Origin of the sequence: Gillisia hiemivivida (assembly GCF_007997295.1) — a bacterium.
Classification (GTDB): Bacteria; Bacteroidota; Bacteroidia; order Flavobacteriales; family Flavobacteriaceae; genus Gillisia; species Gillisia hiemivivida.
The window spans coordinates 1-25917 of record NZ_VORY01000018.1; the positions used below are offsets into that span (position 1 = coordinate 1).

The 25917-nt window shown below is 33.8% G+C and carries 19 protein-coding genes and 1 pseudogene; 4 read left to right on the forward strand and 16 right to left on the reverse strand.

The genetic code is table 11. The annotated features are described in order from the left end of the window. Window positions 1–663 precede the first annotated feature (663 nt). The 4 genes from ES724_RS12785 to ES724_RS12800 all read right to left on the reverse strand — a co-directional run bounded on the left by ES724_RS12785 (window position 664) and on the right by ES724_RS12800 (window position 6018). The gene (locus tag ES724_RS12785) at window positions 664–1026 is read right to left on the reverse strand and encodes a hypothetical protein (protein ID WP_146933507.1); all 363 of its coding nucleotides are present in this window, start codon (window positions 1024–1026) and stop codon (window positions 664–666) included. A gap of 355 nt (window positions 1027–1381) precedes the next feature. Beyond that, window positions 1382–1624, reverse strand: a complete 243-nt coding sequence (locus tag ES724_RS12790) for a hypothetical protein (protein ID WP_211362767.1) — start codon at window positions 1622–1624, stop codon at window positions 1382–1384. A 679-nt stretch (window positions 1625–2303) separates the two neighbouring features. Beyond that, window positions 2304–5288 (reverse strand): sensor histidine kinase, encoded by a 2985-nt coding sequence (locus tag ES724_RS12795; protein WP_146933511.1) that lies wholly within the window; start codon window positions 5286–5288, stop codon window positions 2304–2306. Beyond that, on the reverse strand, window positions 5266–6018 hold the full coding sequence (locus ES724_RS12800; RefSeq protein ID WP_146933513.1) for a LytR/AlgR family response regulator transcription factor: 753 nt from the start codon (window positions 6016–6018) through the stop codon (window positions 5266–5268). The genes ES724_RS12795 and ES724_RS12800 overlap by 23 nt, the downstream gene beginning before the upstream one ends. Window positions 6019–6624: 606 nt before the next feature. Here ES724_RS12800 and ES724_RS12805 point away from each other — a divergent pair. Beyond that, a complete protein-coding gene (locus ES724_RS12805) occupies window positions 6625–8328 on the forward strand; it encodes a potassium channel family protein (RefSeq protein ID WP_146933514.1) in 1704 nt (567 codons plus the stop codon). A 264-nt stretch (window positions 8329–8592) separates the two neighbouring features. On the opposite strand, the gene ES724_RS12810 is transcribed toward ES724_RS12805, so the two are convergent. After that, complete coding sequence (locus tag ES724_RS12810) at window positions 8593–10923, reverse strand: FdhF/YdeP family oxidoreductase (RefSeq protein ID WP_146933516.1); 2331 nt, start codon at window positions 10921–10923, stop codon at window positions 8593–8595. A 2-nt stretch (window positions 10924–10925) separates the two neighbouring features. Continuing rightward, on the reverse strand, window positions 10926–11294 hold the full coding sequence (locus tag ES724_RS12815; protein ID WP_146933518.1) for a DUF7009 family protein: 369 nt from the start codon (window positions 11292–11294) through the stop codon (window positions 10926–10928). Between the two features lie 830 nt (window positions 11295–12124). Between ES724_RS12815 and mobA the strand changes: the two genes are divergently transcribed. Continuing rightward, window positions 12125–12718 (forward strand): molybdenum cofactor guanylyltransferase, encoded by a 594-nt coding sequence (mobA, locus tag ES724_RS12820; protein ID WP_146933520.1) that lies wholly within the window; start codon window positions 12125–12127, stop codon window positions 12716–12718. A 361-nt stretch (window positions 12719–13079) separates the two neighbouring features. Here the strand turns inward: mobA and ES724_RS12825 are convergent. The 7 genes and pseudogenes from ES724_RS12825 to ES724_RS12855 all read right to left on the reverse strand — a co-directional run bounded on the left by ES724_RS12825 (window position 13080) and on the right by ES724_RS12855 (window position 21743). Then, window positions 13080–13955 (reverse strand): annotated as a pseudogene (locus tag ES724_RS12825) (Abi family protein). 150 nt (window positions 13956–14105) lie between these two features. Beyond that, complete coding sequence (locus ES724_RS12830; RefSeq protein WP_146933521.1) at window positions 14106–17360, reverse strand: Eco57I restriction-modification methylase domain-containing protein; 3255 nt, start codon at window positions 17358–17360, stop codon at window positions 14106–14108. A gap of 962 nt (window positions 17361–18322) precedes the next feature. Further along, complete coding sequence (locus ES724_RS12835) at window positions 18323–18709, reverse strand: HIRAN domain-containing protein (protein ID WP_146933522.1); 387 nt, start codon at window positions 18707–18709, stop codon at window positions 18323–18325. Continuing rightward, window positions 18702–19427 (reverse strand): J domain-containing protein, encoded by a 726-nt coding sequence (locus ES724_RS12840; protein ID WP_146933524.1) that lies wholly within the window; start codon window positions 19425–19427, stop codon window positions 18702–18704. Before ES724_RS12840 ends, ES724_RS12835 begins: the two co-directional genes overlap by 8 nt. Before the next feature lie 399 nt (window positions 19428–19826). After that, window positions 19827–20042 carry a type II toxin-antitoxin system RelE/ParE family toxin gene (locus ES724_RS12845; protein ID WP_211362768.1) on the reverse strand — a complete coding sequence of 72 codons (216 nt, stop codon included), beginning with the start codon at window positions 20040–20042 and terminating at the stop codon, window positions 19827–19829. A gap of 85 nt (window positions 20043–20127) precedes the next feature. Then, complete coding sequence (locus ES724_RS12850; RefSeq protein WP_146933526.1) at window positions 20128–20370, reverse strand: hypothetical protein; 243 nt, start codon at window positions 20368–20370, stop codon at window positions 20128–20130. A gap of 437 nt (window positions 20371–20807) precedes the next feature. Further along, window positions 20808–21743 (reverse strand): metallophosphoesterase, encoded by a 936-nt coding sequence (locus ES724_RS12855; protein ID WP_146933528.1) that lies wholly within the window; start codon window positions 21741–21743, stop codon window positions 20808–20810. A gap of 482 nt (window positions 21744–22225) precedes the next feature. Here ES724_RS12855 and ES724_RS12860 point away from each other — a divergent pair, with 482 nt between their 5' ends. After that, window positions 22226–22684 (forward strand): fasciclin domain-containing protein, encoded by a 459-nt coding sequence (locus tag ES724_RS12860; RefSeq protein WP_146933530.1) that lies wholly within the window; start codon window positions 22226–22228, stop codon window positions 22682–22684. A 285-nt stretch (window positions 22685–22969) separates the two neighbouring features. Then, window positions 22970–23380: a DUF4174 domain-containing protein gene (locus ES724_RS12865; protein WP_170249896.1), complete on the forward strand. Its 411-nt coding sequence runs from the start codon at window positions 22970–22972 to the stop codon at window positions 23378–23380. Between the two features lie 422 nt (window positions 23381–23802). On the opposite strand, the gene ES724_RS12870 is transcribed toward ES724_RS12865, so the two are convergent. The 3 genes from ES724_RS12870 to ES724_RS12880 all read right to left on the reverse strand — a co-directional run bounded on the left by ES724_RS12870 (window position 23803) and on the right by ES724_RS12880 (window position 25611). Further along, the gene (locus tag ES724_RS12870; protein WP_146933534.1) at window positions 23803–24777 is read right to left on the reverse strand and encodes an NAD(P)H-quinone oxidoreductase; all 975 of its coding nucleotides are present in this window, start codon (window positions 24775–24777) and stop codon (window positions 23803–23805) included. Window positions 24778–24987: 210 nt separating this feature from the next. Beyond that, the gene (locus ES724_RS12875; protein WP_146933536.1) at window positions 24988–25230 is read right to left on the reverse strand and encodes a type II toxin-antitoxin system HicA family toxin; all 243 of its coding nucleotides are present in this window, start codon (window positions 25228–25230) and stop codon (window positions 24988–24990) included. Further along, entirely contained in the window at window positions 25231–25611 is a 381-nt protein-coding gene (locus tag ES724_RS12880; RefSeq protein WP_146933538.1) for a hypothetical protein, read from the reverse strand. Window positions 25612–25917: the final 306 nt, after the last annotated feature.

Here is a 25917-nt window from a genome sequence, read left to right on the forward strand (position 1 = left end):
CAAAATAGGTTACAAGCACTTCAGGAAGTAATAAATTAGCTATCGCTAATAACTTGTCTGAGGACATAGAAATTTTAAAGCAAAGTTCTCCTATTTTTAGTTACTCCACAACTTTTTGTGTTGAGCCTTTTTGGATCATGACTAATTGTTGTGTTTATGCAAAAATTGTGGTTAATCTAAATAGGAAAAAATCTACGTTTCTAACCCCTCTGAACTTTGCTCTAAAAGTTTTTAATTTTGGCGTTGAAGGATGCTGCTGAAGCTATGCAAAATACTATGGGAGTAGTTTAGCCCCAATAAGTTCGGAGTGATATTTTAAATTTCAATTAATACCTTTGAAATATGAAATACAAGAAATGGAGTCTAGAAGAAAAGCTAGAAATTCAATCATCTTCAGATGAACTAGGCAACAGGAAAATTAAGACAAATCATGCTGTTTTGATTTATTCTTTTCAGTTATTTAGTTCGTTTACCTACACGGTTGCTTGCGGTTTGCAGGTAAAGGTTTGATATATGAAATGTAGTACAGGAAATAAGTACTTTCGTTTCGGATAAACAAAAGTCGAATTTAAAAATTTGGCGACTTCCCAAAAATACACTAACCATTGGGGTTTACAATGTCTCGCACTATGTTTAATAAATTTATTTGCCTTATACGAGAGCCTACGATTCGTTATTAGTAATGAGCTGCTTTAATTCATTGCTCTCCAAAGCTTTTTCTAAATTAGCTTTAACATACGAAAACCTATTAAAAAATCTCCTGCTATTCAAAGGAGTAAGCTTTACTGTATAGTCTTCGGATATTTCTTCAATTTTTACTTTCATTCCGTCCAGAGATTTATAGTTCGCAATGGCGCCTCGTTTAATAATAAAGTTTGGCTTTGGGAAGTGTAGATAGTTAAAAGGGATATTAGAATCCTTACTAATCGTTAGGATATCCCCAGGTTTCAAATTATCATATTTGTCTTGGCTAAAAGAAATATTTGACATTAATAAAAACGTTAGTAAAATTAATGCGTTTTTCATATTGCTTGCATTTAAAGGTTAAACAATGTTTAAATCAATTCGATAATTTCTAATAAATGTTTATTCGGTAAATATTAGGTGCATTAATTAAGAATAAACAATATTTATACAGCTGTTTTTTAATAAAACTAAAATAAAAAAAATACATAGAATAAAAGTGAAGCTCACGTTAAAATTTCTGACGTGTTCAAGAAAATTTCACCCCACTGTCATGATTTACGAAACTAGCGTGGTGGATGGACGTTAACTTGTCGGCTCGGAAGATTGTTACTTGCCCTCTAAAATATACTTTTCAGTGGAATGCCTGCTATTTGAGATAAACACTGCTGTATGTATTTTATTATCAACAATAAGGTTACTTCTTTTTTGTGCCAACAAACCTGATTACTTTACCTGTTCCATAGTGATAAAGTCCTTCTTTCAATTCAATTTCAACTTCTTCAAGCTGGATAATTTCAAAGTCGGGAAAGTCGTTTTTAATTGAATCTATAGTAAATAACATCTCTATTTTATTTGGATCTCCAACACTGGGGTTTGTGTTTTTCAGAGCAAAATTTCCAGTACTAAAACCTTCAAGGATAATAATTCCTTTAGGCATTATCAAATGGGAAATTTTTTTATGATATTTAGATAATAGGGGTAATGGGAAATGTGCATAAATCAAAGCTGCACAGTCATATTGTTCATTTATGATATAAACTAATATAGTATTTTAAAAAGGTTATTTCTTAGCGAATCGTGGAACCAAATTTTCGGAAATTACGTATGCTTAGAATAATAAATTTATGAAATAGCGCCTTCACCAATTGATAGAAGTATTCTGAATTTCTTTCACAATGCTAAGATTTTACAGTTGCAAAACTCTTCATTACTGTTGCACTACCCCTGAAAAACGATAATAAAGCAGCATTTTAGAGGCTTATTCTTTGCAAAGAAGAACCCACAATGAAAGTTGTAAATTTTTTTTATTTATTGGAACGGCTCAAACCTCTTGGGTTTGAAAGTCGTAGAAAAGAATAAAAACCACTAGCAAACATATGTTTGTTAGTGGTTTTAGACAATTCATCGAATTTTAAAAACGATTTATTGTTTTAAAGATTAGAGAAATTGCATTTACTAATGCCCTTAAAAAAATATTAAAGCCCTACCTAAAATATATTTTTCGAGGACAATGCTATATATAAAGCTGCAACTTCCCCTAATTTTTTATAAATCTAAATTTTATGTTAAAGCGAAGTTTGCTCGTTTAGTAAACGTGTGGATTTTGAAAGTAATCGTTATATCGGCAATGTAATGATAATGGTAGTACCTTTATTTTTTGCTGAAATTATTTGTATTGCTTTTTCAATATTGTAGCCAAGCAACGATAAACGCTCCTTAACCAAGGTAACTCCTTTGGATTTGTGCAATTTATTGGTGGAATTTGAAGGAAAACCTATACCATTGTCTTCAATTTTACATTCTAATACTCCATCTGACAACAACTTGAAAGAAACTTTTAAGGTTGGATTGCTGATACGAGGTGGAAAAGCGTGAACAAATACATTTTCCACAAAAGTCTGTAGTAACATCGTGGGGATTTCAACATCATACACATCAATTAAAGGATCTATTTCAATTATCACCTTAATTGTATTATTGAATCGGGTATTTTCAACCCGAATATAGGATTGCAAATATTCAATTTCTTCAATCAATAAAAATGTTGGTTTTGTACAATGGTCCAGGTTAAGCCTGATTAATTTGGAGAAATCACCTAAAAATAAGGTAGCATTGTCTATATCACTGTCCATAATATAGTTTTGAATGGAATTCATGGCATTAAAGATAAAATGCGGATTCATCTGCGACAATAAAGCTTCCATTTTAGTTTCTTCCAAACGCTTTTGAATCAATCCTTTTTGTATTTCAAAATTTTTAGTTTGCTTTATTTGAAATCTATAAATACTATAAACTACTATAGATATTGTGAACATGATCAATAATAGAAACCACCAGGTTTTCCAAAAAGGAGGAAGTATAGCCAATTTTAATAAGGACTGTGTATAACTTAAACCGGTGCTTCCATCTATCACTCTTACGTCTACATTGTAATTTTCTGTTGGTAAAAAAGGCAGGAATATTTCTGGTTTAGAGGAAGGTAGACTCCAGTTTTCATTTGGGTTTAATCGATATTGATGGGTTAATTTATGCGGATAAGGATGTGCGTTGGTGCTAAATTTAAGCAATACCGTATTTTCATTATGCGGTAAAGATATGTTCTCTTTATCGGCGAATTGTCCCAGCGGAAATTTATTGTTGTTGATAGAAATTCCTTTGAGGTTTATCTGATTTACTAAAGCATTAGAATTGCTTATCACGTCCAGATTTATGGTATAAAACCCATTTTCACTTCCAATAGACAATTTATTTTGATTGACTTCGGCACTTAATAAAGGCTGTTTCAGCCCTTGTTCTTCATCTAAAAATATAAATCGGTCGTTTTTATAAAGCGTTAATCCTTTTTCTGTCCCAATTAATAAGGTTCCTTTATATTCCTTCAAAAAGGAAATGGAATTCCCCTTAATTTTAGCTCTCGGGATTTTTTTTAGGATATTAAATGAGGCTTCATCATTTACAATAAACACATCGCCAAATTCATTTGAAATTACCAGATTTTTTCCTAAAGCGCTAATGTGTTTTAATTTTTTTTCTTTCCAAATTCCATTTTGTAAATAGGACTTAAACCCATTGTTTTCCCACACAAAAAGGCCTGAAAAAACTGACAAGAAATAAGTTTTATTAGCCTGTTGTAGACTATTTACCACCATTGTGGGCGTTTGGGGATCTTCTTGTTTAAAATAGGTGTATTTAAAAACTCCCAGATCGCTATACATTCTAACGCCACCATAAGGATTTGTTTCTATAAGATTCCCGGCTTCTGTAAAATTGATCTCTTCTGAATGCAATGGTAAATATTGGTGCAATTCCCCCGAGATTCTTATGGCAAATATCCCAATATTGGTATTTATCCAATAAATATCTTGGGATACTTGTATATCGTAAAAACTAATATCTTTTGCCTTTGTCGAATAGTCCAGTTCATAAAAATTATCCTGGTGTTTTGGCAACGGCAACTTGGTGTTTAACAAATGTTTTTCTTGCCATTTTTTAAGTTGGGGCAACGTGATTTTAGTTTCATTTTCAGCGCTTTTTAAAATGATACCGTCATTTAATAGTACTGCGGAAGTGTTTTTTGTTTTGGCAAATCCAATGATATTTTTTCCCTGGAGTTTATTGAATTTTATTTGATTGTTTAAATTAATTTCAAACAATCCCGAATCTTTGGTTCCTACATATAATTTTTCAAACCTTGCATTATAGGCCAATGAGATTACCTTATTACTTAACACATTGAAATCTGAAGCTCTGGAAATTAACTGATTACCTTTAACTTCATAAATCCCTCCATTACTGCCATATATTCCCCAAGCTGCCGCAAATATTTTATGGTCACCAGTTTTAACATAATCCCAAATAATGGAATGTCCATGTTTTTTTAATGGGATTGAATCCTTTTCCTTTACATAAACATCAATCTTACTTTTTGTGAAAAAACCTTTATTACTGCTATAAATACTGTCATTATCTACCAAAACGGAATAAATGTATTTATGATCATTCACTTCAACCAAGATTTTTTGATCATTCTTATTAAGAATCTTATAGACTCCGGAATTATAAGTGACAACGTGAACTTGATTCTTATATTCAAAAAAGTCCTGAACCCTAAATAGCTCATTACCGGGGTTTTCATTTAAAGAAAGTACTTTATAGGTGTTGATGTCAATTATAGAAACACCATTACTGGTGCCAACAAACATGTGATTTCCATAAGAAAATAGCTTGGTGATTTCGTTATGAACCACTCCGTCTTTTTCTGAAATCACTTTAAACTTAACACCATCATAAATGCTGACACCTTCGCCATAGCTTCCAAACCACAACTTTTTATTCTTATCTTCTGCAATGGCCCAACAGCTGTTTAAAGCCAAACCATCCTCTTCAAAAAAGGTTGTAAAAACGTCATTTTCTTTTTTAACAACTCCGTTTTCAGTGCCAATCCATAGAATATTGTTGCTGTCTACCAACAAAGATCTAACGGCATTGTTTGGCAATTCTGTGGCTGCAGTATAATTTTTACTGGGATAGTTTTGGGAAAACGCTAGGTTAACCCACAAAAAAAGGAATAGGAAAAGTTTAATGATTTTGTAGGATGGCATTAATAAACTCTTCTTCTTTTCGAAAAGAAACAGGAAGTTTCTCTCCATTGGTTAATTCAACTTCCTTATTTGCTTTATTGTACCTAACCAAATAATTTAAATTAATGACGTAGGTTTTATGAATTCTTTTAAAAGTAGAGGATGGAAGTATTTCCTCAACAAATTTCAAAGTTTTTGTGGCCGTTTTCGTGATGCCGTCAATTTTTTTAATGCAACAATAGTTACTTTCAGCCTTGCAATATAATATTTGGTTTGAATGAATCAGTTCAAATCCTTCAAGCGTCGGAAAAGCAATTTTACTAACGTTCTGGTCGTTTACATTCAGATTTTCAAGTAATAGCGACAATTTCTTTTGGGCGAAACTCCCATCAATTCTAGTCTCAAACCTTTTTATGGCGTCAGATAGATCCAAATGATTTATTGGTTTCAATAAATAATCCAGTGCACTTCTCTTAATTGCCTTAATGGCAAACTGATTGTAAGCAGTGGTAAATATGACTTCAAATTTTATAACCTCAAAATACTTGAACAATTCAAACCCATTTTTTTCAGGCATTTGGATGTCTAAAAAAACCAAGTCCGGTTCGTGTTTCTTGATAGCAAGCGCACCCGAATCTACCGAATTGCATTTTGCCACGATATTAAATTTATTGGGAAAATACCTGTCAAGAGTTTTCTCCAATAGACTTTGGGCATTTATTTCATCGTCAATAATTACTGCTTTTATCATAAAATAAAACTACAACTAAATGCTGAGTTGCTAAACTCTTTTTCCGCAAAGAGGAAACCACAACTAAAGGTGTAGGTTTTTTTATTTATTGGAACGGCTCAGAGCTTTTGAGTTTGAAAGCATCAAGTAGCATTGTTGTCAATTGGACAAAAATATTTGATAATCTATACCAAAATAATCCCATATTTTTCACCCTTCTGGACTGTCTCTTTCTCTGCTTTTCATTTTCGATATCTATTGCTTCTCACCAATCTTTAATCCTCTAAGACTTCAGTAGCCAAGTCTTAGGTCTTGATTTTTTCATTTCAGTGGACTTTTAATCCCTCATTGAGGGTTTAATTCCCCGAGGCCTGCCCGAAAAGAATTTCATTCAGGCGGGCTTGCCTCGAATTTTTAAAAGTATTTACCAAGTTATACCTCGTGGGCTTGCCCCGAGGTTCTTGATTAGATTTTCGAGGTATCCCGAAAGCTGTTGGGATGGGGAACCTGCCCAGCCGGTGAGGCGGGTTAAAAACTTAATAAGGAATTAAGAAAAACATGACGTAAATTGTATGAGTTAAGAATCTGAAATAATCAAATTGTAAACCCTTTTTAGCAATACAGATTATGAAATTTGTAGGTAGTCAGTTAGTATTTTACTTGAGAGACAGAGACTTTAAAAGAAACTCTAAGATACTTCTTAGATATCTGGCTCTTTTGGGAATTGTCATCATAATCTATTCTGTTCTTTTCCATATTATAATGGCTCAGGTTGAAGGCCATTATCATTCATGGATTACTGGGTTTTACTGGACACTTACAGTGATGAGTACGCTTGGTTTTGGAGATATCACCTTCGAATCTGATATAGGTCGGCTTTTCAGTATAATAGTTTTACTGTCTGGGATTATTATGTTACTGATAGTTTTGCCTTTTGCATTTATTAGGCATTTTTACGTTCCTCTTTTAGAGTCCCAGGACAAAAACAGGGTTCCGCGTCAAGTTCCTGAGGGAACAAAAGATCATATTTTAATATGTTCTTATGATGTTATAGCAAGAGATCTAATGGAACGATTGAAACAAGAGAAGACTCTTTTTTATGTTATCGAAAACGATCTGCCAAAAGCGCTTGAATATCATGATGAGCGTGTTCCCGTAATATTTGGGGAATTGGATAGCCAGGAAACCTATATCCGTGCCCATATTAAGGATGCGAAAATGATTGTTGTTAATAGAGATGACATTCTAAACACCAAGATCATTCTCACCATACGGGTCATAGCTCCTACCATACCTATTGTTGCTATAGCCACTGATGATGAATCGGTTCATGTACAGGAATTGAGTGGCGCAAATCACGTACTACCTGTGAAAAGATGGCTTGGCGAACAACTGGCCAACAGGGTAAATGCGCAACATGCAAGATCTATAGGACAATATGAAGATCTGTTTATCGCAGAATTGCCCGTTATCTATACTCATCTGGTTTCTAAAACCATTAAGGAAGCCGGACTGAGACAAAAATTCGGGGTTAGTATTGTGGCAATCTGGGAGCGAGGTAGGTTGAAACCAGTGCATGGTAATGAAAAACTAACCTACCAAAGTGTTTTGGTGATAATTGGAAATAAAGATCAACTCCAAAGCATTGATGAGCTGATCTACGATCGCAATATAAACCCTAATCCAGTTCTGGTAATTGGAGGAGGGAAGGTAGGCCTGGCTGCGGTAAAATTACTACGTAAAAACGACATCCTGGTGAATCTAATTGATAAGGATCCGGAGATATGTAAAAAAGCAAGGCAATTTTGTAATAAGGTATTCGCTGGACGGGCCTCAGATTATGAGCTGCTAAAAACAGCTGGAGTATTGGAAGCTCCTTCGGTATTGTTATCTACCAATGATGACACTATGAATATTTATCTCGCATCCTATTGCCGTCAATTAAACAAGGAATTGAGAATAGTGAGCCGGATCTCAGAAGCTCGAAATATTGATATTATCCATAGGGCAGGAGCTAATTTTGTATTGAGTTATGCTACTTTGGGATCCGAAGCAGTTTTGGCTATTTCCAAAGGTCAGGAACTAACTGTTCTTGGAGAAGATATTAGCTTATTTATTACCCCAACACCTTCTTCATTAGAAGGTAAATCTCTCGCAGAATCGGGTATAGGTGCTAAAACAGGACTCTCAGTCATTGCCATAAAAGAAAATTCACAAGTTCTTACCCTCTTAACAGCAAATACTCTACTACCCCGGGGAGCTGAAATAGTTATGCTTGGAAATACTGAAATGAGAAATAAATTCAATGAAATATTTTTGGGACAAGTCTGAAAAATGAATAAAATTTAGCATTGCCTTTTCTAGCGTGGCGTGGGTTTCCATGCTTGCCCGGGATTCACTTCATAGGATCAACGCAGTTAATCCTCCTTCTCCGAAAAAAAACCCGTTATTAGATTGCCAACGTGGCTTTTTTTTAAGATGACTACTTAGATTATACTATCTCTTCGTTAATCCCTCATTGAGGGTTTAATTCCCCGAGGCCTGCCCGATACGTTCAGGCGGGCTTGCCTCGAATTTTAAAAGTATTTTTTCAATTCATAGCTCGTTGTCTTGCCCCGAAGTTCTTGATTTCTCCTTTTCAATCCGGATTTTCACCGATTTGCTTATAGGGGTGTTGCTTCGTTCTGCAAAATGATTATAAGGAACTAAAGGATTAGTTTCAGGAAAATAAGCCGCGACATTACCAGGCGGAATTTTATAAGGCAGGACCTTAAATTTATAGGCAGTTCTCTTTTTGCCATCGTAAGTACTGGTTAAATTTACAATTTCAAATTTCTTCAAATTCCTTTGTGCCATATCACTCTGATTCATAAAAATTACCCGGCGCTCATTATAAACTCCGCGATACCTGTCGTCCATTCCGTAAATGGTAGTATTAAACTGGTCGTGACTTCTTATGGTCATCAGCATCAATTCATCTTGTTGCAACTTATGGTCCGGTAGTTTATTCAGGCTAATCTGAGCTTTTCCATTGGGCAACATGCTAAAATCCCTATGCCGGGTATTATTAGGAAGGTAATACCCAAAACCTTTTGATTGTTCGCTAGTCTTTTCGAAGCCCTTTGCTACCAGATCTATTTTCTGCCGAATAAGTTCATAGTCTTCTCCCATCGCTTGCCAAGCCACAGGGTGGTTCCCCTTAAAAAAGGTATGACCTAGATTTCCAATTATTTCTGGTTCACTCATAATATTGGAGGAAGCAGGTTTAAAAATTCCTTTAGATTGCCTTATGCGGCCCATACTGCTTTCCATTGTTAAAAAGCGTGCGTTCCCATTTTTCTCATCTTTTTCAGACCTTCCAAAAGTGGGCAATATTAAAGCTGTTTTGCCTGTTACCAAGTGAGAGCGGTTCAGTTTTGTGCTTATTTGCACCGTCATTTGGCAGTTATTCAGCGCTTCTGCAGTATAATCTGTATCTGAAGCAGCCATTAAAAAATTACCTCCTAATGCTATAAAAACACGTGCTTTTCCAGTATGCATGGCCTCCATAGATTCTACTACATCAATTCCTTTTTCATTTGGCGGTTCAAAACCCATGTATTTTCTAATACGCTCATTAAATTCCTCATCTACAAAATGCATAATTCCCACACTGCGGTCACCTTGCACATTACTATGTCCACGTACCGGGCAGGTACCAGCATTAGGCTTACCAATAGCACCTTTTAATAGCAATAAATTTACATATTCACGAATGGTTTCTACACTGTTTTTATGTTGGGTAAGTCCCATTGCCCAGCACACAATAATTTTAGATTTTTTAGCTAAAATTTCAACTGCTTGGTTTATTTTTTCGTCTGATACTCCCGTCATAGAAAGTAACTCATCTTCGTTGAACGATTTTAGATCGGTTATTAATTCTGAATAACCCTGGGTGTATTCACTTAAAAATTGATGATCAAAAACAGTTTCATCCAGAGCGTCTTTTTCTGCAAGACGTTTTAAAATTAGTTTAACCAAGGGAATATCCTGATTGATATTTACCGCTAAATGCAAGTCTGCAATATCTTCTCCAGACCCCACCAGCCCTTTAAGATTCTTCGGATTTTTAAAATTTACTAAACCGGTTTCTTCCAATGGATTAATTGCGATGATGTAGCCTCCGTTCTCCTTACATTTTTCTAAGGCAGTCAACATCCTTGGGTGGTTGGTACCGGGGTTTTGTCCGGCAATAATAATTACCTCGGCATCGTAAAAATCTTCCAGTTTGGTACTTCCTTTTCCTATTCCCAATGTTTCGGTAAGGGCAACTCCGCTGGATTCGTGGCACATATTGCTGCAATCGGGCATATTATTGGTGCCATAAGCACGGACAAACATACCATACAAAAATGCAGCTTCGTTGCTGGAACGGCCAGAGGTATAAAAGACAGCTTCATTTGGGGAATCTAAACTGTGTAATTCTTTTGCTATTAAATCAAAAGCATCCTGCCAGGATATTGCTTCGTAATGAATTTTTCCTTCTCGTAAAACAAGAGGTTCCACAAGCCTTCCAAATTTATTAAGCTGAAAATCGGTTAATTCTGAAAGTTCTTCTATTGAATATTTCTTGAAAAATTCGGCATCAATATGGCTATGAGTTGCTTCATCTGCCAGTGCTTTGGCACCATTCTCACAATATTCTCCAATTTTAGACGGTTTTTCGGGATCTGGCCAGGCACAGCTGGGGCAGTCAAATCCATCCTGTTGATTAATTGTGAAAAGACCACGCATAGAATCTACCACGCCCATTTCTTTAAAGGTATGTTTTAGGGTTTCTTTAATGGCGAGTTTCCCGGCGGCATGGGTTATAGGATCTTTAAATTCTAGGTCTCGAAATTCTGTAGGACCTCGATGATTTACTTTTCTATTGAATTTATTTTCCATTTTTAATGCGTTAAAGATTTAGGATTAGGGTAATTGTTAGATTCATCTTCTCCACGATCTTCTAGGCAGGTAAAATCTTTTTCCAGTAGAATATCTATAGTTTGGCTGTTAGAAGTAGGGACAGAATGGGAAAACCCAACCCTGTTATTGGTGTCCCAGCCCTGTAAAAGTTCTTCAGAAATTTTTAACGAGATTTGATTGTTGGCAAAATCAATATCCAAATTCTTGGTGACTGAAACCCTTACACTATACATAAAATTCAAATTCGGAAAATTGGTGGTTTCTTCTATAAATTTTTCTCGGCATAATTGCTCAACTTCATTCTTGGTCAACCTAAATCGCACCGAATTTCCGCGAATCCTTATTTTCATTGTACTGTTTTTTAGAGGTGTAGTTTATTATTTTCAACAATCCCTTAAAGTTAACTGATTTGATTTAAAAAAGGAAAAAGAATATTGTACAATTAGAGGTTATTTTTAAAACCTCCTAGGCTATAAATAATAGAGAATCAAATATTGTAACTCTCCCATATTTGTTCTAAAAAATAATAGGATTTAAAAACCCTTCGGTAAATTCTTCCAATGGGAATTGATTTCCCTACACCTCAATAACATACGGCTATTACCTTATTACTACCATTGACGTAATTTCAAGAATCTGGAATACACTCCCTCTGGTCGGTAAAGATCTGTTTAATTTTTAAGATTGTTCATTTTTTTGTTATGCTTTCCTCTCGTTTCACTCGTCGGAAGCAATCAAAACGAACCAAAAAAAGGACACTTTTTTGTAGGTGTTTCCAATTATGCTACCGCATAATTAGAACCGTACTTCCACGGCTAAATTTTCTCCAAGGCTTCAAAAATTTTACGCCGTGGAACTACTACACTTGCAAAAAAGAAGTTCTTAAGAAGATAAATCAGCTAGAAACAATTATACGTCAAAAACCTACGCTAGATAATTTTTTTTATCACGGGTCTCTTCTTGACATTCCGAAAAATGTTAAAATCCATATCAGCCAGACTGCAAAGAGGAAATAAACCGCGACTGAAACAAAAAAACTTAAATTTATAACAGATTGAAATTTATAGCTAGCTAGGGAATAAATACCATATACAAACAAGAATTAAATTCTGAACAAGAGGAGTTGAAAGCAGCAACATTGATCAAAACTTACTTATTATAATCTGAAATAAAAGAAATATTGATAAAGGTATCTGAAATAGAGGTTTTTATACTGGCTGGAGGAAAGAGCAGAAGAATGGGAAGTGACAAAGGTCTTATCAATTTCAAAGGAGAACCTATGATATCACATATACTAAGGGTGCTCGACAAACTAAATATGTCAACCAGTATAATTAGCGGCAATAAAGAATATATGAAGTTTGGGAAACCTGTTCATCAGGATGTATTTCCTGATAAAGGACCTCTTGGTGGATTATATACTGCCCTGGAATTTTCCAGCGCTCCAATGGTGATACTTCTGGCTTGTGATATGCCTTCGATAAATAGTGAATCTTTAAAGAGGTTGAGAGCATTAGCGACTTCCGGCAAAATGGTCGTGTCTACTGATGGTGAGAATATTTCTCCACTTTTTGCCTGTTATCCACAATCTTTAAAGAAAGCCGTAAAAAAAGCCATATTGAGAGAGGAACTAAAAATGCTGGATTTTGTCCTAAAGCAGTCTTACACCTTATTGGATCTGACAGTTGGAGGAAATACGCTTGTATTACAAAATTTGAATACAAAAAAAGAATTAATAGCGGCAGAGAACATTGAAAAGGATAGGGTTAAATAATTTAGAAACATATACTTTAAAATTCTCGTAGCCTTATCGGTCTGGAAATGGAGTGTATATAATTAATATTACCCATAAATGAATAAAAACTAGCATCGCTTTTATAGCGTGGCGTGGGTTTCTATGCTGCCAAGACTCTATTACAAAATCAAGTAGAAAATTGATATAAAGAAGTTTATACTCCGTAAAACATTTTTGTTTTTGAAAAGTTTGGGGGAAAATGCACATAATTTCTATTCAAGAAATTAAGCATAAAAAAACCTCAGACAGTATCTGAGGTTGTTTATTTTTTTAGAGTGCACCACTAATGCAAATGAATAATGGGACACTTTTGAAGTACAAATATACAATTATTTATAAATTACTTGTTATAATAATATCCTAATTTATTCTCAATAATATCTTTTATCACAGCATTATCCGCAAATTTGTCAAATAATAGAATTAATTTTTTTTCTAAGTCATTCTTTCTATTACTTGAAATATTATTCAATAAATATAGTAATGCTTTGATTGCTGAATCGAGGCTATGACTGTAATCATTGTTAAATGGCACTCCTGGAACACCATTCACACCTTCGTCTATATGTAAATCAAAAATCACTCCACTATGGGCACAACTGTTGCGTACAAAAACCAATGTGTTTAAAAAATTCTGAAGTCTTTCAGGTTTTTTAATTGCATATTGCAGAGAAATCTCTTTCCTAACATCTTGATCTATAATATTCTCATACACTTTTACAATAGAACCAAATGTGTAATATTCAAAAGTTTTCCAGCAAGGCGCATATTTATCTTTTGGATATTTAGCGTGATGCTTACTTATTTGAATATTCTTCTTTTTGAAATTATTATTGTAATGCGCCCTTATATTTTTTAAATACACCTCAAACATTATTGTTGAATCCGTGTATCAAATTGCATTGTCTTCATAATGCATAGAAGCCCAATAAATAAGATTAGTTCTGAAATTTAATTCTAATCTGTTTATATACTTAATCAATAAATATCTTAAATCTACATCTAAATAATAAAGATCAATTACTGTCGAAAACTTAGTGTCTTTTGCAAAATTATGGTTTGCATCAATTTCAAAAGGATGCCAGTAAAAACCTAAACGATAATACCCAATATCTAATAGTATTTCTTTTATTTTACTTTCTTCCAAATCCAAATCCATACCTCTTTTTCGAAGTTTTTTAATTTGATTTTCTACACTAGTTACTACTCCTGCCATTTATAATTTATTTCATTTCCTTTGAATTATTTAGCAATTCCTGACCAGTTCTTTAATCATCAAGTTCGATATACACAGTCTCGCCCTCAATATTTTTTGCCCTGTCGGTCTCAAGATCTGGTTCGTATATCTTTTTATAAATTGGCATGATTAACTATTCTCAACAATTTCAATTTCTTCATCACTCAAGCCATACAACTTATAAACCATCTGGTCAATTTCATTTTCTGTACTTGCTATCTGAGATTGTAATTCTTGCGCTTTCTTTTTATTCTCCTCAAAAAGATCCATCCATTCAAACTCATCTTTTTTAGATAATGTTGGGATAACTGATAAATCTTCTACTACTCTTACTTTATTTGTAGATTTTATGGCTTTGTTGAGTTCCTTTATGAAAGAAGCAAAGTCAAGATTATACCACGATTCAAGTTTGCGTTGTAATCGATTGAGTTGTAACGTTCCTTTAAAGTAGCTTTGAAATCTATTTTCTAAATTTTGAAGATCATTTACATAACCAATTATTCTGTCCGTAGCATCTCTAAAAAATTCTTCGTTTTGAAATTCCGGAATAGGTATTTGCTCAAAATATTGTGGCTTAACTTCAATGTAGCCACCACTTCTAACAACACAAATAGATTTGAGAAATTCCCAAACTAATTTGGAATTCAATATGCAAAGAATGGCTTTTGAAGCATTGGGCAGAATTACTGATGGTGCATTTATATAGTAATTTTCAGAATCTAAAGAAAACTTGTTTGATGACTGAAGATTAGGCCAAACGATTTTTGATGTTTCGAACTTTTTGAAGTAATCAACAGAATCTTGTATTTCATACCACTTGTAAGATCCTTTTTTTCGTCCTACTTTTATATCTGGTGCATTACGAGGTGTAAGTCTTTCCTTAAATTGACTTAAATACTCCTTAACCGCAGGGTATTTTTCAATATCAATTCCTCTACGTGTAAAAATTAAAAATTTCTCCGCATCTGGACTATGCCATTTACTTAGGTCTCTACCTTCTAAAAATGGTTTTATTACTTCAGTTGAAGATAAATGCTTTTCAATAAGCTGCTGTCTTGTTTTTGAATCAATTATGAAAGCGTCATTAAAACCTGTTACAATTCCTCTATAACTCTTTTCCGAATTTTCATTAATGGTTGGAAAGTTTGTCTTAATACCTTTAATTAAGTCAAATAAACCTTGAGAGTTGAAACTCCAACTTTCACTATCCAGACTATTCTGTTTAACTTTAATTTCACTTAAACTTTCTATATCTATTACTTTTCCGCTAAGTTTTTTAGGAATAAGTGAAAAATCAAATGATGGTTCTTTATTGGGCTTACTGTTCCTTGCTGTAATTATAATGGGATACGTCGTAGCTCCATCAAAAATCTGTACCTGTGTAAAATCAATATATTTTTCTATAACAACTGTCTTTGTTAGATAATCTCTAAGGTTATATGCAGCTTTTGTTTTATCAAAAGTATTACTGATAAATCCGAAAATACCATCTGCTTTTAAAATAGAGAAAGCCTTTTCGTAGAAGTACGCAAATAGGTCTTGACTACTCATATATACAGCATATCTCTTTTCAAGAAATGGCTTTATTTCTGTAATTAGCTCTTGCCTCACATAAGGTGGATTCCCAAAAATAACATCAAAACCACCTTTTTTAAAAACATCAGGAAATTCATTTTCCCATTTAAAAGCTTTGTCTCCAGCGACTTTTTTGTCGTCTATCAAACTATTTCCACATTTCACATTGCTGCTTAAGTCGTTGAGTTTTCTTCGTGGTTGTGCGGTACGTAACCATAATGACAGTTTAGCTATTTCTACACTTTCTTCATTTAAGTCTACTCCATAAATATTGTTTTCTAGAATGGTATTTTCTATATCTGGAAATTGAAATCCACCACCTAAAATTTTTGTTTTCAGCTCATCTATATAAGTGTGCTCTTTAATTAGGAAACCTAGTGCCTGGTTTAGGAATGCTCCAGAACCACAGGCGGGATCACAAATGGTTAATTGTAATAACCACTCGCGATATTCTTCAAGAATAGTTACGAGATTTTCAATTGTCGTTTTATTACGATTCTTACGACCTTTAAAATATTGTTCTTCATCGAAGCCCAACTCTTGTTTTTTCTCGGAGCATAATTTGCCTACCGTATTTTCAACAATATATTTGGTAATATACTTTGGTGTATAAAAAACACCATCCTTTTTTCGCTTACTGGTCTGCTTATCAAAATCGCCACCTTCAATCTCTGCATTTACACTTTCTATCTCATTGAGCGAGTTTTCAAAAATATGTCCGAGGATATTTACGTCTACTTGACTTTCAAAATCATAATTTGAAAGTTTTAAAGCGTATTTGTACAAAAGGTCATTATCTATTTCAAGTGCATCAAGTATGGAATCGGGCCTAAACAAGCCACCGTTATAAGCATAGATTTCAGCTCGCTTCTCTGTTCCTTGTCGTCCTGTGTCTAAATAGTTGAAATACTGCTTAAATAGTCCATGTAACGGGCGCTCATCTCCAAAATCCCAATCGTCTTTCCACTTGTTCAATATTTGAAGCGTTGAATTAGAAGGAAGTAACATTCTATCTTCAGCAAAAAAGATAAATAGAAATCGGTCTATAAGCTTTTGAGATTTTTGGAATAGAGTTAGTTTTATATTTTTTTCAAGTCGAATAATATCCTCTTGGTCATCGATATTTGCAGTTAAGTTTAATTTTTCTTTAACCGTTTTAGAATTCTTTCTTACCAGGTCCCGGTAGAGTTCACGCTTAAAGTTTGAGTAATCTTTATAAAATGCTTTAGTGATCTCTTCTTCTTCAGCAATGGAGGCCTCCTTTATTTTAAGAGGGGTGTTGTTGAATACCTTATCTATATGTAGGCATAAGTAAAGAAGATCGAACCGCTTTCGTGTAAGCGTAAACAAATCAAATTCTTCAAATTCAGTGGCATCATTAATATAGATACGCAACTTTTCAAAGTTGGAGGTAATCACATACACGCATCCTTTTTGGTTTGCTTTGTAATCAAAGGCTTGACGTCTAATACTTTCTAGATCCTTCGTGTTAGTACCTTTTAATTCAATTACGCCTATTGCGGTACCATCTCTAAGAACTGCAGCATCTGCTTTACGAGAATTTTTCTCATTTTTAAATTCTGTGGTTAAATTTGAATTGGGGTTAGGAAATAACGTGTAGCCTAAAATATTTACAAACAGTTCATTTAAAAACGTTGCCTGATATTGTTCTTCTTTGGCGCTTTTAATATTTTCCTGTATCGTCGTGTTCCAGAAGTATTTTTGATATTTTTTATATGCCTTTTCAACCACTATTTCATCGAGTAGAGTGAGATGTGATTTAAGTACTGAAGCTTGAAATAATGCCATTAAGTAGTTAAGTTGGATTGACTTGCTATAATACTAACTAATAGGGTGGGAGTAGTAGCAGATATTAGGGTAGTAAAGCTAAAAAAATATACTAAACTATAACAGATTCGAGCAACAAAAAATTCGTGAGGCTTATTTTACTAATCAAAATATAAAAATTAATTCCTTATAAAGAAATCAATATTCATTGAAAATGACTTGATGATGCAATTTAAACTGGTGAAGAAACCTATTTGTAGATCCAAAATGGAATAAGAAGTCTTTTAAACCTTCAAACAGGATCTAAGACAGTATACGTTTATAACAACAAAGGGAAATTTTTCAAGGCAATTCTTTTTTATATCCTTCAGAAAATCAAAATTTAAAGCCTGCCTTTCATTCTTTTAACGACAAGCAGCATCAATGCGGAATAGGAAAAATAAATGTCTTAGATGGCAATAAATTAAACACAAAGGTGGGTGAGCAAATTCTAGACTGGTTTAGTGTTGAAGTGGATTCTTAAGTAATTATAAATCTGCCAAGCCGAATGACTGGATATTACTTTTAAATCATTGTCGTCCGACAAAAGATATAAGATCGCTGCGCTGCTAGATTCAAGACGTAAGACTTTATTCCAACTAATTGAAAATCAATATTTTAGCCTGTATAAATTTTTGAAAAAGTAAAAAATAATTCTGTGTTCCAATAGCAAGCTCCTAAACATTGAAAACAGTCTTAATCCGCGTTACTTCTAGCCTCACCGAAATCCTGAATTTTTTTACCGGACAATACTACTTTTAAATATAATATCTTATCTATACTTTAGCCACCAAAGTAAAATACTAACCTCCACAGAACTACTATTTTAAATAGCTGCCTATTAACTTGCCGCCCGTGAATGTCTCCAATGAAGTCTATCATAAATTATAAGTCGTCATTTTAGTAGTTCACATAAGGTGTTGCAGCTTTACGATGGCTGGGGATTATTCTACCATGTAAATATTGGCATTTATTCTAAGCCATTTGAATTCCCAATCCTTAGTAACTACCCTGCAAAAGAAAAATTTCCCGGCATCCATCAATCGTGAGCAAACCAAATTCATTTTAGCGGGTACAAATCCAATTCGGATGTTGTCACAATAAATAGCGATCGCAAACTCATCGAATTTATTATCTGGCTCCCGCTTCATGGTTAGCACTTTTTCGGGAACTATCTGGTTTTCAATAGCCTCAATTTCTTTGCAATGATTTGTACCCGCGATGTCAATTTCCAACAAGAAGATCTCCTGTGTAAAAGGAATAATGCCTGTCTCCACATTGCTTAGGAGCGCTAGCAAACCCGGAGTTACCGGTACTATAGATTCATTCATCGGCCATAATATTAATAATATTTGAGTACTTAACTATTTCTTCTTCACAGGTTTTTATTTGAATTCGCAATTCCTCTTGCTTCTGTACAATATAATCTTCATCGAGGATCAACGCTTCCATACTAAAAGGAAAGCTTTGTTTTAATTGATCAATTTTTGCTCTTAAACTTATAATCTTATTTTCCAGATGTTTAATCCGCTCAACTTTTTCATCGCTTGAAATGAGAAGCAGCTTTTCTTTATTAGGATCATCCAAATAAAGCAGGGTATTTTGCAGTACGCTTAGTCGTTGCAAATCATAAGCTGCTTTAACTTTGATGAACAAGTCTTTATCCTTCTCTGTCTGATTTGGATTGAGATCGGGATGCAATCTCTTGCAGAGTACCCGAAATATTTCTTTCAGTTTTTGAGTTTCCTCTTCCGATATCAAATGAGAAAGCATCTTCTTTGCTTCCTCTAATGCAGCCGATTGTGCCTGGATCTGGGCATAATAATTTTGCAAACGCGTGTTTATCTCCTGCTCAATTGCCTTTAGATCGGGCTGTTCATCCCTATTTATCGCAGCCTGCATCAATTTCATTTTCATTTTAAGCCGGGAAGCTTCGGTTTGCTTTTCAAGCAATTCAAGTTGAAGCCGCCCTAATTTTTCGAGATACAGTGAAGTGAGAATATCAGACTCATTTTCTACCATGTCTTTGTGACGGGTAAAATGTTCCAAAAAATCCAAATGCAGCAATTCCAGTTTCCTGGTTAATTCTTTATTTTCCGCAGAAAAAGCTGGTAAGTTGTCGCTCATCTTATTCAATTTATATCGGCTCGATCAATTTCAATATGCTATCTGTTTCGCTCTATTCAACAATAGTTTTTTGATACTGCAACAGGTATCAATAGCTCTATTTTTTCGTAAGGCAAAATTTTGATGATTAATGTTTAACGCCTTTATTTTTTCAAACTTGCTGCTAACTGTATTGGTATATGTAAATGCGTGGAGTAGGGACGCAGTCCGAGTGGTATAGGGAAGCTCGGCTTAGTTTTTTGTTACTTAGTCTCTAAAGTATCACTTTTCATTCAATTGCCCGCTATGCGCGCTTAACCGATGTGGGCAACTGGCTGCTTGTTATTCCGAACGATTAATTTTTATCGGATTTTGTTGTGTGTCAAAAACATCAATTATCTCAATTTGATTTTGGTCTTTATTCATCCAATAAATTATCTTGTAAGATTGATGTGCCAAATATCGAAATCCTTGATTTCTGTCGGCTAATAAATCTTCATGTTGACCAATTTCTGGTTGTTTTTTAAGTCGGATGGTTTCTTTTACAATTTTGCTCATCCTTTGCAACCCGCAAACTTGCATTATCTTTTAAGTAATTGAAATTTTTTCGTAATTTTTTTTGCGAAGTCTGTCCAGAATATTTTTATTGCCATTTTTCTATCTCAGACATTAAACCATTTGCTTCTGTCAATTTTCCTTCACGAGAATCTTTCAAAGATTTGTCAATTCTCTTGTTGAATAGATCCAAAGTCATTGGTTCTGAATCTTTAATTAAAGTCATTTTCTTTTCTTTTCTTAAAACTTTTTCAAGTCGAGAAATAGCTTCCTCACTTTGTAGTTTTAAAAATTCTTGGATAAATTCTATTTTTCTAGCTTCTAATTCCATTTTTCAGCTTTTTATCAAATTTACGGATTCTAATTTAATCCCTCATTGAGGGTTTAATTCACCCGAGGCTTGTCTCTAATTTTAAAAGTATTTTTTCAATTCATACATCTCGTGGGCTTGCCCCGAGGTTCTTGATTTTATAAACTTTGTTTTGGATTTCCGATCAGCTTGTTGCTAAGGGGTTATATCAAGAGCACTACTAATAAGGGAAGAGAATATAAAATTTGGATATTTCAACTATTCTTTCAGGCCATTTGCACTGTGTAAGCCTGCGGTTAGTGATTTTTAAAGGCCACAATTAGTAATTTATAACGGCGGCGATCAACAATTTTATGTTTTCTTATAGTATGTACGGATAGGCCATTTTTATTTTAGTTTACTCAAAATATCGTCACAGGTTTTGAAATATAATTAGGGTTGTTTTTTCATCAATCCGCTTAATTCCATCCTTTAGTCAACCAGATTAAATTACTAACGTTGACAGGGTGACTATTGGCCATAGCTGTATTTAATTGGTATGCTATTAACTTTCCATCTTTAGCAACACTATAGTCTAAACAAATGGCGGTAGGATTTTCTATTACTGGCTCTCCCTGCAACCAATAATGACCAAAAAATACTGGTTTTTCAGAAGAATAAACGATTTCATTATTTTCTGTGTTCTCTGATTCTCCGTAGGCTTTAGGACAGTGCATCAGCACATCTTTTTTTAACTTTCTTTGGTCTAGGGGCAGCCACCATTTGAAACGACATGCAGTTCTTGAGGCCCCATCCTTATCAATAAAGGAATTGCCATTTTCTAAAGAGACTTCCTTACCTTTTAAGGTTTCTTCTATAATGTTGTATTCCTCTGAATATTTTGTCGTGGCTCTTTTTAAAAAATCCGCTGTTAATTCATTATTATAATTATTTTTTATCCAGTTAATATGCTCATCCTTCCAATAAGCATGAACAACCCTGAAATTATCAAATTCTATAAAAAGCGGTAATTTTTTGAACCAATTTAGAAATAACTTCCACTCTTCAGGGAAGTTTTTAAATTGTTTGAGAGTCTCGTAATGCTGCTGTATTTCCTTAAAACCATGAACTCTAAAATATCCGCCATTTTCTTTGTCCTTGGTATGAAAACACACCGCATTATATTCATGATTACCCATTACAGCATAAGCATTACCGCTCTCACACATGTTTTGTACGATATGTAAAGTTTCTCTTATTTTGGGACCACGGTCAATATAATCTCCAACAAAAACCACCTTTCTTTCATCTGGGTGGTCATGAATTCCGTTCTTAAGTTTATAACCCATTTTTTGTAATAATTGTTCCAGTTCCTCTGCGTGACCATGAACATCTCCTATAATATCATAATTCATATTATCTCATTTTTTTGTTTAATTTTTCAGTAGTATTTATTTAAATAGTTAACGTTCTGATTTACTTTTAGTTAATTTTTACTGTATATCCGTAAAGTGTCATAAATTGATAAAGCACGTCATTCTGAACTTGTTTCAGAATCTTAGAACCCTAATAATCAACATAATAATTTGAGACCCTGAAATAAATTCAGGGTGACGAGAGAACTATATGACTAAAAGCGGACATACAAATTTTTTCTTTATTTGGAACCTTGAAGTCTAAAATTTTCTAAAAATTATCATTTATTTTTCAAAATAAGCCAAAAGTTGTTTTAAATATTATAACATCTTAAATACAACTTCGATATGTAATGAGTTAACAGGTTGTATTTCGTCACAATAAAGGGCTGCTATTAGTTTTGTTTAATATTTTGTTAAATAGGTTAAACAGTAATTAGATTGTTTTACCTTTAAGCATAACTAAAATTCAAAAAAATATTATGGAAAATTCAAATGAAAATATTGTAGGTGTTGCAGCAGGTAATGAGGCTTTTACTACATTGGTAGCAGCAGTAAAAGCAGCAGAATTAGTAGATACATTAAGCGGGAAAGGCCCCTTTACAGTGTTTGCACCTACGAATGATGCATTTAATAAATTGCCAAATGGTACAGTAGAAAGTTTATTAAAGCCTGAAAGTAAAGACAAATTAACGGCAGTACTTACATACCATGTAGTCGCTGGAAAATTTGAGGCAGCAGCAGTAATGGATGCTATAGCTAAACACGATGGGAAGTTCACAGTAGATACGGTTCAAGGTGGTAAAATTGATCTAAGTGTTAAAGACGGTAAAGTAATTTTAACAGATGCAAATAAAGGAACGGCTACAGTTGTAATCGCTGATGTAGCAGCTTCAAATGGCGTGATTCATGCTGTTGATACCGTTGTAATGCCTAAATAATTCAAAACTATTTTGAAAAAAAGAGACAATCATAAAAGATCGTCTCTTTTTTTTTGCTCATTATAGTTTGTTAGAATTATTGTTTGTTCTTATAATCGTACGAGGCTTTTTTATTTAGTAAAAAACAAAATTAGAAGCCTGCTTTTGATATTCGTTTAACCACAAAAAAAAGGAAAATTTAATAGCTACCTGAGAATCATACTTTACAGATTGAGAGCAGAAATGAATATAAATAGAAATGCACTCCTCACTAGTAGTTTCCTTCAAAAAGTCGTATTATTAAGCATGAAAATTATTGTTCCATTTTTACTATTATTTCTTTTCGTGCAGCCATTGCAATCACAAGACCTTTCCAAACATCATTGGAAAAATCGGTTGATTTTATTGCTCACGGAGGATCTTGAAGATGAAAATTTCACCAGCCAGCTCAAAGAACTGGAAAATGGTATAAAAGGTCTGGAAGAACGAAACGTGATTGTTTATAGGGTATTTGAGCATAAAATGAAATTGGGTTTAGCAAAAGACACAGACTGGACAGCTGCCACCAATTTGTACAAAAAATTTGATACAAATGGCAGTCCGTTCGAGATTTATCTAATAGGTCTGGATGGAAAAATCAAAATGCAGGATACCAATTGTGTTTCTATGGACAAAATATTAGATTTAATTGATTCGATGCCAATGAGGAAGAACTAAACTTGTTGTAAAACCTGAGGTTTTCTATTAATAGAACGTGCACGGCTTCGAAAATTTTACGCCGTGGAAGCACTACACTTGCAAAAAAGAAGTTCCTAATAAGATAAATCAGTTAGAAACAATCATACGTCATAAACCTACGTTAGATAATTTTTTTACCACGGGTCTCAGGGTGACGATGTTGGATGTAATAATTGCCGTCATGCTGTTTCGATAGCCATCGGAATCGTTTCAACATCTTTCATACTTCAAAAAACTTACACTATATATTTTTTTCATTGATCTCTATGTGACGCGACCATTTCAAAGAGTTGAGGATTGTAATCTCCAATTATACTGTCTTTAAGGGATCGTATTCCCTGAAAATATTTAAATAAAGTATTCTTACATTACAAGAAGAAAAATTACTCGAACTTAAGTTGTTAGTCCATTGTCAATAAAATTTTCCCAATATGCTCGCTGCTTTCCATGAGCTTATGTGCTTCTGCAGCATCTGCTAGCGGAAACTTTTTATAAATAACGGCACGGATTTTTTCAGAATGGAAGAGTGGCCATATATTTTTTTCCACGTCCTTTGCAATCTGGGTTTTTACGGCTGCAGATTGGGGCTTTAGAAAACTTCCCGTTAAGATGAGATTTTTACCCATTATGGTACGCAGATTGACATTTACGTCCATACTTTTCATTCCGTTAATATTGATTAGCCGACCTTTTTTATTTAGAATTTCGAGGTTTTTTTGAGTATAATCTCCACCTACCATATCTAAGATCACATCTATTTTTTCATCTTTAAAAACTTCTTCAAAAGCTTCTTTCTTGTAGTTTATTGCTTTTCCTAAATTCATTTTATTAAGGAATTCAATCTTTTTATCAGTACCAGCGGTAGTGTATATTTTAGAGCCCAAAGCTTTAGCCATTTGTAAGCCCATAGTGCCAATACCGCTTGTGCCACCGTGGATCAGTAATTTTTCATCGGGCTGAAGTTTTCCCAAATGAAATACGTTGAACCAGACCGTAAAAACAGTTTCGGGAATTGAAGCGGCATCTGTCAAACTTATTCCTTCAGGTACTGGAAGACAATGAGAACTCTCAACCGCAACATATTCGGCATAACCGCCACTTGAAATAAGCGCGCAGACCTTATCCCCGATTTTTTTGTCACTTACATTATCACCAAGGGCCGTTATTTCACCAGAAACTTCCAATCCGGGGATCAGGGTTTCAGTAGATCCTTTGCCATAGGTGCTCATGTTTTTACGTGTTATAACATCGCTACGATTTACACCCGCAGCTTTCACTTTGATTAAAACTTGGTTTTTCTCCAATTCTGGCTTCGGAGTTTCTTTTAATTTTAATACTTCCGGTCCGCCGGATGTGGTTATATGAATCGCTTTCATTTCGTCTATTTTTTCAGTTAGTATGAAGAAACAAAATATTTCATAGCTCTATTATAAAAAAAACATAAGGTTTTATACTTTATTGAATTCTAATCCTTCTTGTACATTAGTTTAATAAGTGCTCAATTTATAAAGCCCTTGCAGCTAAAGTGACTTAGATAATTTATAAAGAATAGAAAAGTTTGAAAATACTAAGAACTTACTCAAACATTATTTTTTCTTATCTATAAAAGCTTCTAAATCTTCAAACCTAAGGTTTAAAGTCTCTAGATTCGTTTTTATATGAAATGGGGGAATTTCCTTGTCTGCTTCTCGAATAGTAATTCTTCTTGTGAGTCCTGGTCTTTTCCAGTAACTATGAGAACCTCCTGATGTTGCTTTAAGCTTATAACAATTATTAGCTTTGAGAAATTTAATGAAATGTTTTGTTTTTACTGGTCTAAATCCGCCCATTTATGCGGATTCAAGCATTTTGTGTTGTAAAGTACCCTCTTCAAAATCTTGAAGTTTCCCGTTTTCATCAACAAATGATCTAGAATAATTTTTAGCAGCAAAAACATCTCTTTCAAATCCTAAAGAAGAAAGAAAATCTTCTTTATTTTTTGTATTCATACTATGCAAATCCTCACAAAAAACTTCCATTTCTACTTTAATGAAATCTTCAGCTTCTTCTTCAGTCTTACCATACCCAGATATATTGAGAGATGGACAATAATTTATAATATAATCTCCTTGCTTACCACTATATATATTTAAACTACAAGATATCTTTCCGTTTTTAATGCAGATAGTATCCTTTTCGCTTATCAATTGGCTTTGAGTTACTTTAAACATGGATAAAATTCGGTTTCTTATAAAGAACAAATTAAATAAAAATACTCTAGATACAATATTTATTAACACAATATATATGTGCATTAGTTGATTAATACTTGAAAAACTTACAATTTTTATTACTAATTACGCTAGCTAGATTAACCAGATTTGTTTCGTCCTGCATTGATTATTGATTGCTATGTTCACTACACCCGTTTACCGTTGTGAACGGCGATTAGGCTTTTATTGACTACAGCAGGGATTTTTAAATTGTTAGGTTTCTTAAGGGTTCCCGATAAGTCGGTTTGCAACCTCATTTCTACA